We start from the raw sequence: 15,322 nt of genomic DNA, 5'->3' as shown, positions 1-15,322 counted from the left end.
TCGGTCGATGCCATCGTCAAATCCCTGTACGAGGTGATTTCCGGCGCCGCCGGCGCGCCGCGCGACTGGGACCGCATGCGCTCCCTGTTCGCGCCCGATGGCCGCATGATGGCTGTCGGCATGCGGCCCGACGGCAGTGTCGCCACGCGCCAGATGACGCCGGACGACTACATCGCCCGCAACACCAAGAACTTCGCGACCATGGGTTTCTACGAGACCGAACTGGCGCGCACCACCGACAGTTTTGGCCAGGTCGCCCACGTGTTCAGCACCTACGAGGCACGCCACGCGCCGGGCGACGCCAAGCCTTTCATGCGCGGGATCAACAGCATCCAGCTGGTCAACGATGGCAAGCGCTGGTATGTGCTGAGCCTGGTCTGGCGTGCCGAAGACCCGAAACTTCCCTTGCCGGAACGCTACTTGCAAAGCCGCTGACGGCCCGGTTTCCGGGATGTCCAATCGGACTGATGCATGTTGCAAACGGCGCTAGAATAGTTTTTTGACTGAGCCATGAGTGCCATGATTACCAACGATTCCAGCTTCCAGGTCAGCACCGACCAGAGCAAGCTCGACATCCCGATGATCTACCGCTTCCTGAGCGAGCAGAGCACCTGGGCGGTCGGGATTTCGCGCCCGGTGGTCGAGCGTTCGATCGAAAACTCGCTGTGCTTCGGCGGCTACCTGGATGGCCGCCAGATCGCCTTCGCACGGGTGATCACCGACTATGCCACCTTCGCCAACCTGGTGGATGTGTTCGTCGTGCCCGAATACCGCGGGCACGGCTACGGCAAGCAGCTGATCGGGGTGGTGCTGCGCCATCCCAGCCTGCAGAAGCTGCGCCGTTTCATGCTTGCCACGAGCGATGCGCATGGCCTGTACGAGCGCTTCGGCTTCACGCCGCCGCAGCATCCGGAAACCCTGATGGAGCGATACTTTCCCAACATTTATTTGTCCTGAGCATACTCAACACGGCGACACCGAACTGGAATCAGGCTTACGCTGGTGCTAACCAGAGGGAAGCCGTATGGTTCAGTTCGTTGTCCGTGCCTTGCTTGCCTTGGCATTGTTGGCGAGTAACTGGTGCTTTGCCGCAGAACGCCTCGCTGCCGAACACTCGGCTGCTGAGCTGCAACCCAAAGGTTCGCTCGTCATCATCGGCGGGGCGCTGCGCGCGGACAACGCGGCGGTTTGGGAGCGCATCGTCCAGCTGGCGGGTGGCAAGGGCGCGCGCATCGCCGTGTTCGCCTCGGCATCGGCCAATCCCGAACGGGCCGGCAAATTCCTGGTCGACCGCTTCAACCACTACGGCGCCAAGGCTTTCTTCGTGCCGGTTGCGGTGCGCCTGAGCGGCACCGACTACGCGGCGGCGGCCGAAGACCCGGCGCTGGCCAGCGCGGTGCGCGCCGCCGGCGGCGCCTATTTCGCGGGTGGCGACCAGGGGCGCATCACGCGCGCGCTGCGCCGTCCGGACGGCAGCAATACCCGCATCCTCGACGCCCTGTGGGAGCTGTACCGGCGCGGCGGCGTGATCGCCGGCTCCAGCGCCGGCGCCGCCATCATGAGCAGCACCATGTTCGGCTATCCCAAGCCGGTGCTGGCCACGCTCAAGCTCGGCCTTGACGACGCTACCGAGATCGCGCCGGGCCTGGGCTTCATCGGCGAGGACGTCTTCGTCGACCAGCACCTGCTGGTGCGCGGACGCTTTGCGCGCATGCTGCCCGCCATGCTCAAGAAAGGCTACAAGATCGGCCTCGGGATCGACGAGAACACCGCGATGGTGGTCGGCCCCACGCGCGAAGTGGAAGTGGTGGGCTACCGCGGGGCGCTGCTGGTCGACCTGAGCCAGGCCCAGTTCAAGGACGGGCTGTTCAACGTCAGCAATGCACGCCTGAGCTACCTGGACAACGGCGACCGCTTCAACCTGGTCACGCGCGCCTTCACCCCAAGCAAGGACAAGGTCGACGGCCGCGTCGATCCCGGCCATCCCTATTACCGCGAACCGCTGTTCTCGGCCGACATCCTGGGCAACAGCACCGTGGTCGACCTGATGGCCAAGCTGATCGACAGCGACCAGCCGGAAGCCATCGGCCTGTCGCTCGACAGTCCCAACGGCGTGCAACCCGACCTGGGCTTCGAATTCAAGCTCTCGCGCACGGCGGACAGCGTGGGCTACCTGTCCGCGCTCAGCGAAGCCTATTCCGTCTACAACGTGCGGCTCGACATCCGGCCGATCGTGGTGCAGCGGCCGCTGTACCAGTACAAATGAAACGACCGCGTCCCCGTCATCACATGCACTTCGGCCGCACCCGCTCCGCCAGCACGCGCGCCTGCGCGTCGATCAGCGGCCCGTTCGGATCGTGCCCCGCGCGCGGCACCTCGACATAGGCCTTGTCCGGCGCCGAGATCGCCTCGAAATAGCGGCGCGTGACCTTCGCTTCCGTCAGCAGATCCTCCGCGCCCTGCACCAGGTAGACCGGCAGTTCGAAGCGCGAGCCCAGCTGGTACAAATCGACCTTCGACATCATGCCGTCGCCCTTCCAGCCGACGAACTTCAGGAAGGAGTAATCCTCGCCCGCGTCGTAGTCGGCCCGGGCCTGGGGCGTGGCGTAGGCGGGCAACACCTTCCACCATGCCGCCACGGTCGGCTCGGTCGCCAGCAGCTCGTACTTGCGGATGGCGCGGCGCAGGATGCCGAAGCTGCGCGGATTGGTCCAGGGTGGCGGCCCGAGCGCTTCCAGCTGGGCGACGGTCGCCTGGTCGTCCGCCTTGCGGGCGCGTTCCAGCACCGTGCCCCAGTTGCTCCTGTTCTCGCGCTCGCCCACCACCTGGGCCACGCCGACCCAGGCGCAGAACTGCTTGGGATCCTGCTTGGCCATGTAGGCGCCGACGATCGAGCCCCAGGAGCTGCCCATCAGGATCAGCTTGTCCTTGCCGAAGCGCCGGCGCAGGTGGCGCGCCAGTTCGAGCCCGTCGTCGCGGATCTGTTCCACCGTCAGCGGGGTGTCTTCGGACGGACGGTTGCGGCCATAGGTCATGCCGGCGCCGCGCTGGTCCCAATGCACCACCGTGTAGTCCTTGCGCCAGGCCGCATAGGGGCCGCCGCCGAACACCGTATAGGTGTTCGCCGGGCCGCCATGCACGACCATCAGCACCGGGTTGGCGCAGTCGTCGCCCTGGATCGTCACCCATTGCTCGATGCCGCCGATCTTCATGAAACCGCTCTCGTCGACCGGCCGGCCGGGCTGGCAGGCCGGCGCGGCGAAAGCGAAGGAGGGGAGCAGGGACAGCATGGCCAAACGACGGCGGAGACGGAGCACGGAAGACCTCTGCGAATGATGAGACTGTCGATTCTGGTGGCGAAACCGGAGGGCGTCAATCCCAGAGGCGCGGGGCCTGATAGTTCTGTCAGGAACAACATTGTTGGCTGCGCGTATCGGTTAGCTAGTGCACGGTGCACGCGGGACATGGCCATTAAGGTGAAGCCATGACGAACGGTTTTTCACCAAGGAAGCTGTATGCCATGCAGCGCATGTCAGTCGCACTCAAGCGGGCTTCGGCCGCCCGGCCGTTCGGTCCGGAGACCGACCGCGCGCTGCGCTGGGCTGCCGCCTGGGGCATGTCGGCCGGCATCCGCACGCCTTACACCCGCCTGCGCCTGCGGCGCGACACGCTGATCGGCGTCAGCGCCTGACGGGGATCGCCCGAAATTTCTCTCCCAGCCAGCCTGGCGCTGGTGTCATGTGGCAAGATGGCAAACCACGAATTGCCGCGCCCGGCTTTGCGCCGGCGCCTTCTGGAGCGCCCATGTCCAAACGTGATCTCAAGGCCGAACTGAAGCACCTGTACCGTCCCTCGGCCAAGGAAGTGGTCGAGGTCGAGGTGCCGCCCATGCGTTTCCTGATGATCGACGGCCAGGGCGACCCGAACACTTCGCCGTGGTATGCCGAGGCCGTCGAGGCCCTGTTCTCGGTGTCCTACAAGACCAAGTTCAGCGTCAAGCGCGGGCCGCAGGGCATCGACTATACGGTGATGCCGCTCGAGGGCCTGTGGTGGGCGGACGATTTGTCCGTCTTCGGCGGCGAGGACAGGACGCAGTGGAAATGGACCATGATGATCATGCAGCCCGATGTCGTCGACGACGCGGTGGTCCACGCGGCGATCGCTGAAGTCAGGCGCGCCAAGGGACTGCCGGCGCTCGAGGCTCTCAGGCTGGAAGCCTTCAGCGAAGGACGCTGCGCGCAGACCCTGCACGTCGGGCCTTTCAGCGAGGAGGGGCCGACCATCGGGCGGGTGCACGATTTCATTGCGGCGCGCGGCGCGCTGGCCGGCAAGCACCACGAGATCTACCTGAGCGACATCCGCCGCGGCGATCCGTCCCGGTGGAAGACCGTCATCCGCCAGCCGATGTGCTGAGCCCGGCAGGCGCCGGGTTGCAGGCTTACAATGGCGCGATCACATTACCGAGGACACGCGATGCGCCACCTTCCGTTCCGGCTGTTCGCCGCCATGCTGCTGCTCGCCGCAGCCACCGCCCACGCCGCCCAGCCCGCCACCGTCCGCGTCGACTACACCCATAGCGGCAACGCCCAGTCGGACCATTACGCCCTCGAGCGCGTCGTGATCGAGCCCCTGCCGTGGCCGGGCAGCCTGGCGAAGAATGTCGACGACACCAACCGCGGCCAGAACCGGGTCGAGGTGGTCGATGCGAAAACCGGCGCCCTGCTGTATTCGCGCGGCTTCTCCACCATCTTCGGCGAGTGGCGCACGACCGAGGAGGCGGGCAAGATCAGCCGCAGCTTCCAGGAATCGGTGCGCTTCCCCAAGCCGGCGCAACCGGTACGCGTGCGCATCCTCAAGCGCGACGAGCGCAACGGGTTCGTGGCCGTGTGGAGCGTGGAGGTCGACACCGACGCCCAGGACGTGGTCAAGCGCCAGCCCGCCGCGCCGGCCAGGCCGATCCCGATCCAGGTCAGCGGCCCCTCGCCCGACAAGGTCGACCTGCTGATCCTGGGCGACGGCTACACCCGGGCTGACATGAAGAAGTTCGAGGCCGACGCGCGCCGCCTGTCCAGGCACCTGTTCTCGGTCTCGCCCTTCCGCGAGCGCGCCAGGGATTTCAATGTGTGGGCGCTGGCGGTGCCGACCGAGAAGTCCGGCATCACGCGTCCGTCCACCGGCGTGCACCATCCGTCCGCGCTGGGCACCCGCTACGACATCTTCGGCAGCGAGCGCTACGTGCTCACCCTGGACAACCGTGCACTGCGCGAGATCGCCCAGCACGCGTCCTACGAATTCATCGAGATCCTGGTGAACAACGAGACCTACGGCGGCGGCGGCATCTTCGGCCAGTTCAGCACCGCGGCAGCGGGCAACGCCTGGGCCAACTACCTGTTCGTGCACGAATTCGGCCACCACTTCGCGGGCCTGGCGGACGAGTACTACACCTCCCCGGTGGCCTACCAGAGCGCCAGCGGACGCCCTGAACCCTGGGAGCCGAACGTGACCGCGCTGGGCGATCCGGCGAACCTGAAATGGCGGCGCCACGTGCAGCCCGGCACGCCCCTGCCCACGCCCTGGCCCAAGGCGCAGTACGAGGAAGACTCGCGCGCCTACCAGAAGAAGCGCGCGGCCCTGCGTGCGGCCAACCGTCCCGAGTCCGAGATGGATGCGCTGTTCCGCGACGACCTGGCACGCACCAATGCCCTGTTCGACAAGCACCCGCACCGCCACACGATCGGCGCCTTCGAAGGGGCGAACTACGAGGCCAGCGGCTACTACCGGCCGGCGATGCAGTGCCTCATGTTCGACCGCAGCGAGCGCTTTTGCCCGGTGTGCCAGGACGGCATCAGCGAGATCATCGACCTGTACGCGGGCGCTTCCGGCCGGTAATTTTTGCTTACAACTTGGCTGAGTCTAAGTTGGTTGCCTAACAGACCAGTGTTGGAGGAGTGCCTATTCTGGAGGCGTTGTCTAACAAAAATTATTTCGCAAAGAACATTTTGCGGGACCCCACCGGAAAGGAAATACCATGAACAAACTGATCGCTACCCTCATCGCCGGCCTGTTCGCTACCGGTGCCTATGCCCAGACCACCGTCAACGCCACCGCCAGCGCCGAAGTCGTGAAGGCGGAAGCCAAGGCCGAGAAGGACGTCGCCAAGGCGGAAGCCAAGGAAATGAAGAAGGCCGCGAAGGTTGACGAGAAGGTGAACAAGGCCGTGGCGGACGCCACCGAGAAGAAGGCCAAGGCGCACTCGAAGCTGGTGGAACAGCATTCGGAAGCGGCCGAGAAAGTGGCCAAGGCCGATCCGGAAGACCGCGCCAAGGCGGTGGCCAAGGCCGAGGAGAAGGTGGCGGATGCCAACCTGAAGGCCGAGAAGAAGATGATCAAGGCTGACGAGAAGCTGCTCAAGGCGCAGGTAGATGCGGCGGCCGACAAGGCGCAGGCTGCGGCCAAGACCGAGCAGGTGCGTGCGGAAGCGGCTGCGGATGTGCATAAGGCTGCGGCGAAGCACTAAACATCGCGATGTGATGGGAAACGCCGGCGGATGCCGGCGTTTTTTTGCGCTAACGGTACGCGGGAAAACTTGGGTTCCGGCCTTCGCCGGAAATCGTGGGCGCCAGTGGCGCGCACGACGGTTCAACCGTAGTCAGTACTATCAGCACGTCGTCCCGGCGAAGGCCGGGACCCAAGTTCGCACCGCAGCAGCACAATCAAAAACGCCGGCGCTAAGCCGGCGTTTCCCATCAAGCAGCAGCCTTGCCCGCCTCGGTCTCCCGCATCCCCAAATCCAGCGCCTTGAGCCTTGCCGACAGCGGCTTGCCCTTGCGCGCCCGCTTGCCGAAGTGCGGTTCCAGGCTTGACGCGAACAGCTCCACCACACGCTCCTTCGAGCCGGCCCAGGTGCCCATCACGTTCAGGCCCTTCTGGCTGATCGGTTGCACCGCCAGCAGGGTTTCCTTCGGATCGAGCTCCATCAGGATCACGCCGCGGCCGCCATTGGTCAGCACCTTCATCTCGTCGATGCCGAATACCAGTACGCGGCCCTTCTCGGACAGGCAGGCGATCGCACCCGCATTGTCGCTCACCACGCGCGGCGGCAGCGGTACGGCGCCGTCGTCGAGGGTGATGAAGGACTTGCCGCCCTTCAGGCGGCTGACCATGTCGCCCGCCTTGGCGATGAAGCCGAAGCCGTTCGAGGTGGCCAGCAGCAGGCGCGTGTCCGGATTGCCGGCGAAGTAGTGCAAGATGCGCACGCCGCCCGACAAATCGACCAGGGTAGTGATCGGCACGCCGTCGCCGCGCGCGCCCGGCAGGGCGGCCACCGGCACCGAGTAGAGCTTGCCGTTGTCGCCGATGCCCAGCAGGTGGTCCACCGTGCGGCATTCGAAGGCCTTGTACAGCGAGTCGCCGGCCTTGAAGGTGAACTGCGCCGGGTCGTGGCCGATGCCGGTGCGCGCGCGCACCCAGCCTTTTTCCGACACGATCACCGTCACCGGTTCGTCGATGACCTTCTGCTCGGCCACGGCCTTCTGCGCTTCCTCGATCAGGGTGCGGCGCTCGTCGCCGAACTGCTTGGCGTCCTGCTCGATTTCCTTGATGATCACGCGCTTCATGGTGGACGGGTTGTCCAGGATGTCCTGCAGCTTTTCCTTCTCCGAACGCAGCTCGGCCAGCTCCTGCTGGATTTTGATCGCTTCCAGGCGCGCCAGCTGGCGCAGACGGATCTCGAGGATGTCCTCGGCCTGGCGCTCGCTCAGGCGGAATTCCTCGATCAGCGCGGCCTTCGGCTCGTCCGAATTACGGATGATCGCGATCACCTTGTCGATGTTCAGCAGGACGGTCTCGCGGCCCTCCAGGATGTGGATGCGGTCGTTGACCTTGCCCAGCCTGAACTCGGTGCGGCGGCGCACGGTGACGAAGCGGTAGTCGATCCACTCCTGCAGGATGGCCGACAGGCCCTTCTGGCGCGGACGGCCGTCGCCGCCGATCATTACCAGGTTGATCGGGCTGGAGTTCTCGAGCGAGGTATGCGCGAGCAGCATCAGCATGAATTCGGTCTGGTCCTGGTTCTTCGACTTCGGCTCGAACACCAGGCGCACCGGCGCCTCGCGGCCGGATTCGTCGCGCACGGTGTCGAGCGCGCCCAGGATGGTCTGCTTGAGGGCCAACTGCTCCGGCAGCAGGGCCTTCTTGCCCAGCTTGACCTTCGGGTTGGTGAGTTCCTCGATCTCTTCCAGCACGCGCTGCGCCGAGGCGCCCGGCGGCAGTTCGTAGACCACGGCCTGCCACTGGCCGCGCGCCAGTTCCTCGATCTTCCAGCGCGCACGCACCTTCATCGAGCCGCGGCCGGTGGAATACATGTCGGCGATCTGGGAGGCAGGGGTAATGATCTGGCCGCCGCCCGGGAAGTCCGGACCGCGCACGATGCTCAACAGCTCGGCGTGGGTGATCTTCGGATTCCTGATCATCGCCACCGCTGCCTGCGCCACTTCGCGCAGATTGTGCGAGGGGATCTCGGTGGCCAGGCCGACCGCGATGCCCGAGGCGCCGTTGAGCAGCACCATCGGCAGGCGCGCCGGCAGGGTGCGCGGCTCGTTGGTGGAACCGTCGTAGTTGGGCTGGAAATCCACGGTGCCCATGTCGATCTCGTCCAGCAGCAGGCGCGAGATCGGGGTCAGGCGGGCTTCGGTATAGCGCATCGCCGCGGCGCCGTCGCCGTCGCGCGAGCCGAAGTTGCCCTGGCCGTCGATCAGCGGATAGCGCAGCGAGAAGTCCTGGGCCATGCGCACCAGCGCGTCGTAGACCGACTGGTCGCCGTGCGGGTGCAGCTTACCGAGCACGTCGCCGACCACGGCCGCCGACTTGCGCGGCTTGGCGGTCGGGCCCAGGCCCAGTTCGTTCATCGCGTACAGGATGCGGCGCTGCACCGGCTTCTGGCCGTCGGACACGTCCGGCAGCGCGCGGCCTTTCACGACCGAGACCGCGTAGTCCAGGTAGGCGCGTTCGGCGAAGGTGGACAGGGTGAGCGTCTCGAGGTCCGAGGGCTCGTGTTGTTGTTCGAAGAGGCTTGCTTGTTGCGTCATGTTGTTTGTTCGTTTCTGGCGGACGTGTTCGTGGCGGTGCGACGAACTTGGGTTCCGGCCTTCGCCGGAACGACGTTGTTTGAGTTCACCTCTAACCTAAAGACCGTCATCCCGGCGAAGGCCGGGATCCAAGTTTCTTGCGGACCGTTATCGCATCAAATATCCGCCTCGGTTTCGTTCCCGTGTTCCTCGATCCACGCCCGCCGCGCGGCCGCTTCGCCCTTGCCCATCAGCATATTGAAACGGGATGCCGACTCGGCCAGGTTGTACTCGCCGAAGGACACCGGCAGCAAACGCCGGGTATCCGGGTTCATGGTCGTTTCCCACAGCTGCTCGGCATTCATCTCACCCAGGCCCTTGAAGCGGGAAATGCTCCAGGTGCCTTCGCGCAGGCCTTCCTTCTTGAGCTTGTCCTCGATCGCCAGCAGTTCGCCGTCGTCCAGCGCGTACAGCTTCTGGATCGGCTTCTTGCCGCGCGCCGGCACGTCCACGCGGTACAGCGGCGGACGGGCCACGCAGATGTTGCCGTTCCTGAACAGGGCAGGGAAGTGCTTGAAGAACAGGGTCAGCAGCAGGACCTGGATGTGCGAGCCGTCCACGTCCGCATCCGACAGGATGCAGATCTTGCCGTAGCGCAGGCTCGACAGGTCCGGATTGTCGTCCGGGCCGTGCGGGTCGACGCCGATCGCCACGGCGATGTCGTGAATCTCGTTGTTCGCGAACAGGCGGTCGCGGTCGGTTTCCCAGGAGTTCAGCACCTTGCCGCGCAGCGGCAGGATGGCCTGGAATTCCTTGTCGCGGCCCATCTTGGCCGAACCGCCCGCCGAGTCGCCCTCGACCAGGAACAGTTCGTTGCGGGTGATGTCGCTCGACTCGCAATCGGTCAGCTTGCCCGGCAACACCGCCACGCCCGAGGATTTCTTCTTCTCGACCTTCTGCAGCGAACGCAGGCGCGACTGGGCCTGCTTGATGACGAGTTCGGCCAGCTTCTTGCCGTATTCGACGTGCTGGTTCAGCCACAGCTCGAGCGGCGGCCGGGTGAAGGTCGACACCAGCTTGACGGCGTCGCGCGAGTTCAGGCGTTCCTTGGTCTGGCCCTGGAACTGCGGGTCCAGCACCTTGGCCGACAGCACGAAGGAAACGCGGGCGAACACGTCTTCCGGCAGCAGCTTGACGCCCTTGGGCAGCAGCGAGTGCATCTCGACGAAGCTCTTGACCGCGCCGAACAGGCCGTCGCGCAGGCCGGATTCGTGGGTGCCGCCGCTGACCGTCGGGATCAGGTTGACGTAGGATTCGCGCACCACGCCGCCTTCCTCGGTCCAGGCCACCACCCAGGCCGCGCCTTCGCCCTCGGCGAAGCCTTCGTCGCCGGCCGCGGCATATTGCGCGCCTTCGAACAGCGGGATCACGGTCTGGCCGCCGGAGGTCTGGTTCAGGGCTTCCAGCAGGTAGCCGCGCAGGCCTTCGTCATAGCGCCAGGTCTGGACGTCGCCGGTCTTCTCGATCGTCAGGGTGACGGTCACGCCCGGCAGCAGTACGGCCTTCGAGCGCAGCAGGCGCTGCAGCTCGGCCATCGGGATGTTCGGGGAATCGAAGTACTTGCCGTCCGGCCAGGCGGTAACGCGGGTGCCGTTCTTCTTGCCGCCGCGTTCAAGAGGGCTGGACGTGAGCGGCTCCACCACGTCGCCGGCCTCGAAGGCCAGCTGGTGGACGCCGTTGCCTTGCTCGTCCTTGCGCCAGACGGTGATTTCCAGGCGCTTGGACAGCGCGTTGGTCACCGACACGCCGACGCCGTGCAGGCCGCCCGAGAAGGCATAGGCGCCGCCCGAGCCCTTGTCGAACTTGCCGCCCGCGTGCAGGCGCGTAAACACGATCTCGACCGTGGAGACGCCTTCTTCCGGGTGCAGGCCCACGGGAATGCCGCGGCCGTCGTCCTCGACCGTGATCGAGCCGTCGGTGTTGAGCGTCACCCCGATGTTCTTGCAGTGGCCGCCCAATGCCTCGTCCGAGGCGTTGTCGATCACTTCCTGGATGATGTGAAGCGGATTTTCGGTCCGGGTATACATGCCCGGACGCTGTTTCACAGGTTCGAGCCCTTTGAGGACGCGGATGGATGATTCGCTGTAGTCGGATGCGGGTTTCTTAGAGGCCATGCTGTTGTTCATTTATCGAATGCTTGCGCATTCTATCTTGTCGGGCAGAAAAAAATTCGAACTTTTCATGCCGTCCGGATTCGTGCTTGTGACTTTGCACACTTGTGCTAGATTAAACAGAATTGGCAGATGCAAATGGAAGGGGCGTTCCAATGCACGTGTCCAGGTATCCATTCACCGTCCGCCTGGTCGGATTCGCGCCGGCTGAAAGCGCGCAGCTGGAGACCCTGCTCGCGCAAGCGCCGGAGCTGGGGCCATCCTATTTTTGCCTGCACGACGACAGTTTGCAAGAACCCGACCTGTATATCGCCGACGGCGGCAATCCCGCCGCCCTGGCCCGCCTGTCCTGCCTGCCGCCCGGTGCACTGCAACCCATCCTCCTGATCGGCGGCGACGGCGCCAGCAGCCGGCGCACCCTGCCGCGTCCCGTCGACCCCGCCCGCCTGTGCGATACGCTGGCCGAACTGCTCGATGCCCGCGTACAGGCACAGGCCGCGCTGGCCGCGCGCGGCGAATGCAGCCTGCCCGAGCGCCGCCGAAGACCCAGGCTGGAACCGGATACCGAAGCCCCGGAGACCTACCAGCGCATGCGCCAGGGGCCGCCCGACGGCGCCGTCCTGATCATCGACAAGGGCGGGGCCTTCCGCGACCATGTCGCCTACGTCGTTGGCGCCCGGCTCGGCGCCGCCGCCAGCCAGAACGGCCTGCCCGGCGCCGGCCTGTGCGGCTGCGGCCGGCCGGTCGAGTGGACCGACAGCAGCCGCGCCGCCGTGCGCCTGTGCGACGAAACGCCGGTTTCGCTGGTCATGATCAACACCTGTGCGCCCGGTATCGAACCCTATAGCCTGAGTAGCGCCATCAAGTCCCAGCAGGGAGCCGGACGGACCGCCGTGCTCTTCCTGGTGGGGCAATCGTTCAAGTACGACAGCCTGCGCGCCCGTGATGCGGGCGTGCGCGGCCTGCTCGACAAACCGGTGGCGGACCGCCATCTGCTCGCTACCTTCCAGAAGCTGCTGGCGCTGCCGGCGCCAAAACCACTGTAATTGCATACAGTATTAACCGAAATTGGAAATCCCGCAAGCTGCGATTTCGCTACGTGGCTTGGCATGGACGATGAAATTTTTGCAACAATAAATCGTGCGCGGCCGTTGCGACGTTATATTGATGGCTATGGCGGAACACATGCACAAGCAGGATGAAGACGAAGCCGGGCCCCCGATCCAGAAGGACCCGGACACGCCGGTGCGCATCCCCGACCGGCGCGCCACCGAAACGCCCGGGCGCGGCGGACGGGCCCGCTACCAGCGCGACGGCGACACGCCGCTGGCGCTGGCTGGGCGGGTGCTGAGCTCGCGCTTCCGCGCCCTGCGCGAGCGCTTCAACCGCGACTTCATGCAGCGCACGCTGCACATCGGCGTCTCGGCCCGCATTTTTCATCCGGAACCGGGCGCGCGCGGCCTGCTCAGCAAGAACCTGCAATACCTCGAGGAGTCGATCGCCCAGTGGGTGATGTCGCGCGACGTGCTTGTGTTCATGATCCCCACGGTCAATACCAACGGGCTGCTCCACCCGAGCAACATCACCCTGCGCCATTACGCGCGCCACCTGGACGGCCTGGTGCTGCAGGGCGGGGCGGACGTGGCGCCGCAAACCTATTCCGAGACGCCCACCCGCCCCGAGTGGTCGGGCGACCGCGCGCGCGACGTCTACGAGCTCGAGCTGCTGCACGAATTCGTCGACGCCGGCAAGCCGGTGCTGGGCGTGTGCCGCGGCTGCCAGCTGATCAACGTGGCCTTCGGCGGCACGCTCTACCAGGACGTGGCCACCAATGTGCCCGAGGCGCTGGCCCACGTGCACGACCTGTACGACGCCCACCGCCACGACATCGTCTTTCCCCAGGGTTCCTCGCTGTCGCGCATGTTCCCGCACGTGAAGAAGGCGGTGGTGAACTCGATCCACCACCAGGCCGTCAAGGAACTGGGGCGCGACATCGTGGTCGAGGCCTATTCCGAACCGGACGGCATCGTCGAAGCGATCCGCTACCGCCGCGCCGACTTCGTGATGGGCCTGCAGTGGCACCCGGAATTCCACCGCGCCGGCGGCACCGAACTGCTGGACTGCACGCCCGTGCTGGACGAATTCCTGCGCGCCGCCCGCGAAACCCGGCTGTAAACCTCTCTCCCTGTTCAAAAACGCTTGCTTTCGTGATTTATTTGAATGAGAATCATTCTCATCATTGATCGGCAATGTTTTCCACGGAGAGGCTTGCATGAATCCATCCTTTGCAGACGACGTACTGCCCCAGGCGCAGTCGGGGCGCAGCCAGGACGCGCTGTTGGTCGCATCCTTGCTGCACCTGATGTCGCATTACACGGCGCGCGAGACGGGCGAGCCGCCCTGCGTCAAGCTGGCTTCGGTGATCGAGCGCCACCTGTGCGCGCTGGCGCGCCTGCCGGAAATCGATCCGGTGCTGCGCGCCACTTGCGAGCAGCTGACCGAGAAATGGGCCGCCGTGGTCGACGCCAAGCTGCCCCCGCCGGTCAAGACGCCGCTGCTGGCGCGCTTCATGAAAGGGGCGTGGCCGGGCAAGGCCGCTGCCGTCGCCGGATAAGCATCCTTAGCCCAGCCAGGACCGCAGCGCCGCTTCGCCCTCGAGGCTGAAAGCCATGACGCGGGTCTGCGGCAGGCGCCGCGCCCAACCCAGTTGTTCACAACGCTCCAGGATGGCGCCGCCGAGCAGGCCGGCCAGGTGGTGGCGCCGTTCGCTCCAGTCGAGGCAGGTGCGGCAGACCGGCCGTTTTCCCTTCGCCAGGGAGGCGGGTTCGATGCCGAGGGCCTTGGCCAGCTCCTGGCCCGTGTCGGTCAGCACGATGCCGTCCGCCCCGATGCCGAAGGCGCCGCGCGCGGCCAGCCGCTCGTAGACCAGCACGCCCAGCTCGCCCGCCAGGTGGTCGTAGCAGACGCGCGCCTTGCGCAGGGCCGGTTCGCGCGGGCCGGGCCGGAGCGGCAGCGAGCCGACGCCGAAGGCCACGCCCATCAGCGACTCCAGCATCTGCGCCACCTCGGCGTCCGCGATGCGGAAATAGCGGTGGCGGCCCTGGGCCTCGACCGCCAGCAGGCCGGCGTCGACCAGCTTGGCCAGGTGGGTGCTGATGGTCTGGCGCGTGACGCCGGCGGCGTCGGCCAGTTCGGTGGCCGTGAGCGCCTTGCCCGCCATGAGCAGGTTCAATACCTGCGCGCGGGCATGGTCGCCGATCAAGGCGGCAATGGCGGTGATGTTGGGTCCGTCCCTCATGCTTCGATCTTAGCCGAAGCATCGCGCCGGGGCAAAGGACTAGAGTAGTGCTTTCCACACGAGGAGGCGCCATGCGCATCACCTGTTTCATCCGCTACCAGATCGATCCCTTCCAGCGCGAGGCCTTCCGCCGCTACGCCGAGAACTGGGGCCGCATCATTCCCCGCTGCGGCGGCGACCTGCTCGGCTACTTCCTGCCCCACGAAGGCACGAACGACGAGGCCTGGGGGCTGATCGCCTTCGACAGCCTGGCCGCCTACGAGGCCTACCGCGCGCGCCTGAAGACGGACGAGGAGGCGCGCGCCAACTTCGCGCTGGCGCAGCAGCAGCGCTTCATCCTGCGCGAGCAGCGCACCTTTACCGAAGGCGTCGAAGGGACTTTGCGACCGGGAGGCTGGCATGATCGCGGTCATCTTTGAGGTCGAGCCGGAACCGGCCCAGCGCCAGGCCTATCTCGACATCGCGGCGCGCCTGCGCGAACAGCTGGAAAGCATCGACGGCTTCGTGTCGATCGAACGATTCGAGTCGCTGACGCGCCCCGGGCGGATCCTGTCGCTGTCGTTCTGGCGCGACGAGGAAGCCGTCAAGCGCTGGCGCACGCTGGAGGCGCACCGCGCGGCGCAGGCGGCGGGCAGGGGCGGGATGTTTCGTGACTACCGCCTGCGCGTCGCGGCGGTCATGCGTGATTACGGCCTGCATGAAAGGGAGGAGGCGCCCCAGGATTCACGGTTGGCGCATCCGTAGGGTCGGGGGGGCCCCCCCCCCCCCCCGGCGGGGGGGGGGGGGGG

Annotated in this window: 16 protein-coding genes; 12 read left to right on the top strand and 4 right to left on the bottom strand. The window is 66.0% G+C overall.

What is annotated here, in order from left to right; all coding sequences use genetic code 11:
* The 3 genes from KBW98_RS21775 to KBW98_RS21765 all read left to right on the top strand — a co-directional run.
* Positions 1-435, top strand: a 435-nt coding sequence (locus KBW98_RS21775) for a hypothetical protein (RefSeq protein ID WP_211522266.1), incomplete at its 5' end; no start/stop codon positions are given.
* An 84-nt stretch (positions 436-519) separates the two neighbouring features.
* Positions 520-957 carry a GNAT family N-acetyltransferase gene (locus tag KBW98_RS21770; RefSeq protein ID WP_211522269.1) on the top strand — a complete coding sequence of 146 codons (438 nt, stop codon included), beginning with the start codon at positions 520-522 and terminating at the stop codon, positions 955-957.
* A 67-nt stretch (positions 958-1,024) separates the two neighbouring features.
* Positions 1,025-2,266, top strand: coding sequence for a cyanophycinase (locus KBW98_RS21765; protein WP_211522265.1), 1,242 nt, complete (start codon positions 1,025-1,027; stop codon positions 2,264-2,266).
* A gap of 19 nt (positions 2,267-2,285) precedes the next feature.
* On the opposite strand, the gene KBW98_RS21760 is transcribed toward KBW98_RS21765, so the two are convergent.
* Positions 2,286-3,290: an alpha/beta fold hydrolase gene (locus tag KBW98_RS21760; protein WP_211522264.1), complete on the bottom strand. Its 1,005-nt coding sequence runs from the start codon at positions 3,288-3,290 to the stop codon at positions 2,286-2,288.
* Between the two features lie 230 nt (positions 3,291-3,520).
* Here KBW98_RS21760 and KBW98_RS21755 point away from each other — a divergent pair, with 230 nt between their 5' ends.
* The 4 genes from KBW98_RS21755 to KBW98_RS21740 all read left to right on the top strand — a co-directional run bounded on the left by KBW98_RS21755 (position 3,521) and on the right by KBW98_RS21740 (position 6,517).
* Positions 3,521-3,691 (top strand): hypothetical protein, encoded by a 171-nt coding sequence (locus KBW98_RS21755; protein ID WP_211522263.1) that lies wholly within the window; start codon positions 3,521-3,523, stop codon positions 3,689-3,691.
* Between the two features lie 113 nt (positions 3,692-3,804).
* Positions 3,805-4,413, top strand: coding sequence for a GyrI-like domain-containing protein (locus tag KBW98_RS21750; protein ID WP_211522262.1), 609 nt, complete (start codon positions 3,805-3,807; stop codon positions 4,411-4,413).
* A 60-nt stretch (positions 4,414-4,473) separates the two neighbouring features.
* Complete coding sequence (locus tag KBW98_RS21745; RefSeq protein ID WP_211522261.1) at positions 4,474-5,889, top strand: IgA Peptidase M64; 1,416 nt, start codon at positions 4,474-4,476, stop codon at positions 5,887-5,889.
* A gap of 139 nt (positions 5,890-6,028) precedes the next feature.
* A complete protein-coding gene (locus tag KBW98_RS21740) occupies positions 6,029-6,517 on the top strand; it encodes a hypothetical protein (protein ID WP_211522260.1) in 489 nt (162 codons plus the stop codon).
* 229 nt (positions 6,518-6,746) lie between these two features.
* Here the strand turns inward: KBW98_RS21740 and parC are convergent, their stop codons facing one another.
* Positions 6,747-9,086 (bottom strand): DNA topoisomerase IV subunit A, encoded by a 2,340-nt coding sequence (gene parC / locus KBW98_RS21735; RefSeq protein ID WP_211522259.1) that lies wholly within the window; start codon positions 9,084-9,086, stop codon positions 6,747-6,749.
* Between the two features lie 155 nt (positions 9,087-9,241).
* Positions 9,242-11,239 (bottom strand): DNA topoisomerase IV subunit B, encoded by a 1,998-nt coding sequence (locus KBW98_RS21730; RefSeq protein WP_211522258.1) that lies wholly within the window; start codon positions 11,237-11,239, stop codon positions 9,242-9,244.
* Positions 11,240-11,391: 152 nt separating this feature from the next.
* On the opposite strand from KBW98_RS21730, the gene KBW98_RS21725 reads away from it, so the two are divergent.
* From KBW98_RS21725 to KBW98_RS21715, 3 genes are all read left to right on the top strand, one after another.
* A complete protein-coding gene (locus tag KBW98_RS21725; protein ID WP_229429344.1) occupies positions 11,392-12,282 on the top strand; it encodes a two-component system response regulator in 891 nt (296 codons plus the stop codon).
* Between the two features lie 139 nt (positions 12,283-12,421).
* Positions 12,422-13,411 (top strand): gamma-glutamyl-gamma-aminobutyrate hydrolase family protein, encoded by a 990-nt coding sequence (locus KBW98_RS21720; protein ID WP_229429343.1) that lies wholly within the window; start codon positions 12,422-12,424, stop codon positions 13,409-13,411.
* Between the two features lie 97 nt (positions 13,412-13,508).
* Positions 13,509-13,850 carry a hypothetical protein gene (locus KBW98_RS21715; protein ID WP_211522257.1) on the top strand — a complete coding sequence of 114 codons (342 nt, stop codon included), beginning with the start codon at positions 13,509-13,511 and terminating at the stop codon, positions 13,848-13,850.
* Positions 13,851-13,856: 6 nt separating this feature from the next.
* On the opposite strand, the gene KBW98_RS21710 is transcribed toward KBW98_RS21715, so the two are convergent.
* Complete coding sequence (locus KBW98_RS21710; protein ID WP_211522256.1) at positions 13,857-14,534, bottom strand: helix-turn-helix transcriptional regulator; 678 nt, start codon at positions 14,532-14,534, stop codon at positions 13,857-13,859.
* Between the two features lie 71 nt (positions 14,535-14,605).
* On the opposite strand from KBW98_RS21710, the gene KBW98_RS21705 reads away from it, so the two are divergent.
* The gene (locus tag KBW98_RS21705) at positions 14,606-14,953 is read left to right on the top strand and encodes an NIPSNAP family protein (protein WP_211522255.1); all 348 of its coding nucleotides are present in this window, start codon (positions 14,606-14,608) and stop codon (positions 14,951-14,953) included.
* Complete coding sequence (locus KBW98_RS21700) at positions 14,934-15,278, top strand: antibiotic biosynthesis monooxygenase (protein WP_211522254.1); 345 nt, start codon at positions 14,934-14,936, stop codon at positions 15,276-15,278. The genes KBW98_RS21705 and KBW98_RS21700 overlap by 20 nt, the downstream gene beginning before the upstream one ends.
* Positions 15,279-15,322: the final 44 nt, after the last annotated feature.

The organism is Massilia sp. ST3 (assembly GCF_018119405.1).
Lineage (GTDB): Bacteria > Pseudomonadota > Gammaproteobacteria > Burkholderiales > Burkholderiaceae_D > Telluria.
Note: the sequence above shows the minus strand (reverse complement) of the source record. Positions and strands in the feature narration are given on the sequence as shown.

Coding starts and splice junctions, on each gene's coding strand:
- KBW98_RS21700 (WP_211522254.1), top strand. CDS start 14,934: ATGATCGCGGTCATCTTTGAGGTCGAGCCGGAACCGGCCCAGCGCCAG.
- KBW98_RS21760 (WP_211522264.1), bottom strand. CDS start 3,290: ATGCTGTCCCTGCTCCCCTCCTTCGCTTTCGCCGCGCCGGCCTGCCAG.
- KBW98_RS21750 (WP_211522262.1), top strand. CDS start 3,805: ATGTCCAAACGTGATCTCAAGGCCGAACTGAAGCACCTGTACCGTCCC.
- KBW98_RS21755 (WP_211522263.1), top strand. CDS start 3,521: ATGCAGCGCATGTCAGTCGCACTCAAGCGGGCTTCGGCCGCCCGGCCG.
- KBW98_RS21740 (WP_211522260.1), top strand. CDS start 6,029: ATGAACAAACTGATCGCTACCCTCATCGCCGGCCTGTTCGCTACCGGT.
- parC (WP_211522259.1), bottom strand. CDS start 9,086: ATGACGCAACAAGCAAGCCTCTTCGAACAACAACACGAGCCCTCGGAC.
- KBW98_RS21770 (WP_211522269.1), top strand. CDS start 520: ATGATTACCAACGATTCCAGCTTCCAGGTCAGCACCGACCAGAGCAAG.
- KBW98_RS21725 (WP_229429344.1), top strand. CDS start 11,392: ATGCACGTGTCCAGGTATCCATTCACCGTCCGCCTGGTCGGATTCGCG.
- KBW98_RS21745 (WP_211522261.1), top strand. CDS start 4,474: ATGCGCCACCTTCCGTTCCGGCTGTTCGCCGCCATGCTGCTGCTCGCC.
- KBW98_RS21720 (WP_229429343.1), top strand. CDS start 12,422: ATGCACAAGCAGGATGAAGACGAAGCCGGGCCCCCGATCCAGAAGGAC.
- KBW98_RS21715 (WP_211522257.1), top strand. CDS start 13,509: ATGAATCCATCCTTTGCAGACGACGTACTGCCCCAGGCGCAGTCGGGG.
- KBW98_RS21765 (WP_211522265.1), top strand. CDS start 1,025: ATGGTTCAGTTCGTTGTCCGTGCCTTGCTTGCCTTGGCATTGTTGGCG.
- KBW98_RS21710 (WP_211522256.1), bottom strand. CDS start 14,534: ATGAGGGACGGACCCAACATCACCGCCATTGCCGCCTTGATCGGCGAC.
- KBW98_RS21730 (WP_211522258.1), bottom strand. CDS start 11,239: ATGGCCTCTAAGAAACCCGCATCCGACTACAGCGAATCATCCATCCGC.
- KBW98_RS21705 (WP_211522255.1), top strand. CDS start 14,606: ATGCGCATCACCTGTTTCATCCGCTACCAGATCGATCCCTTCCAGCGC.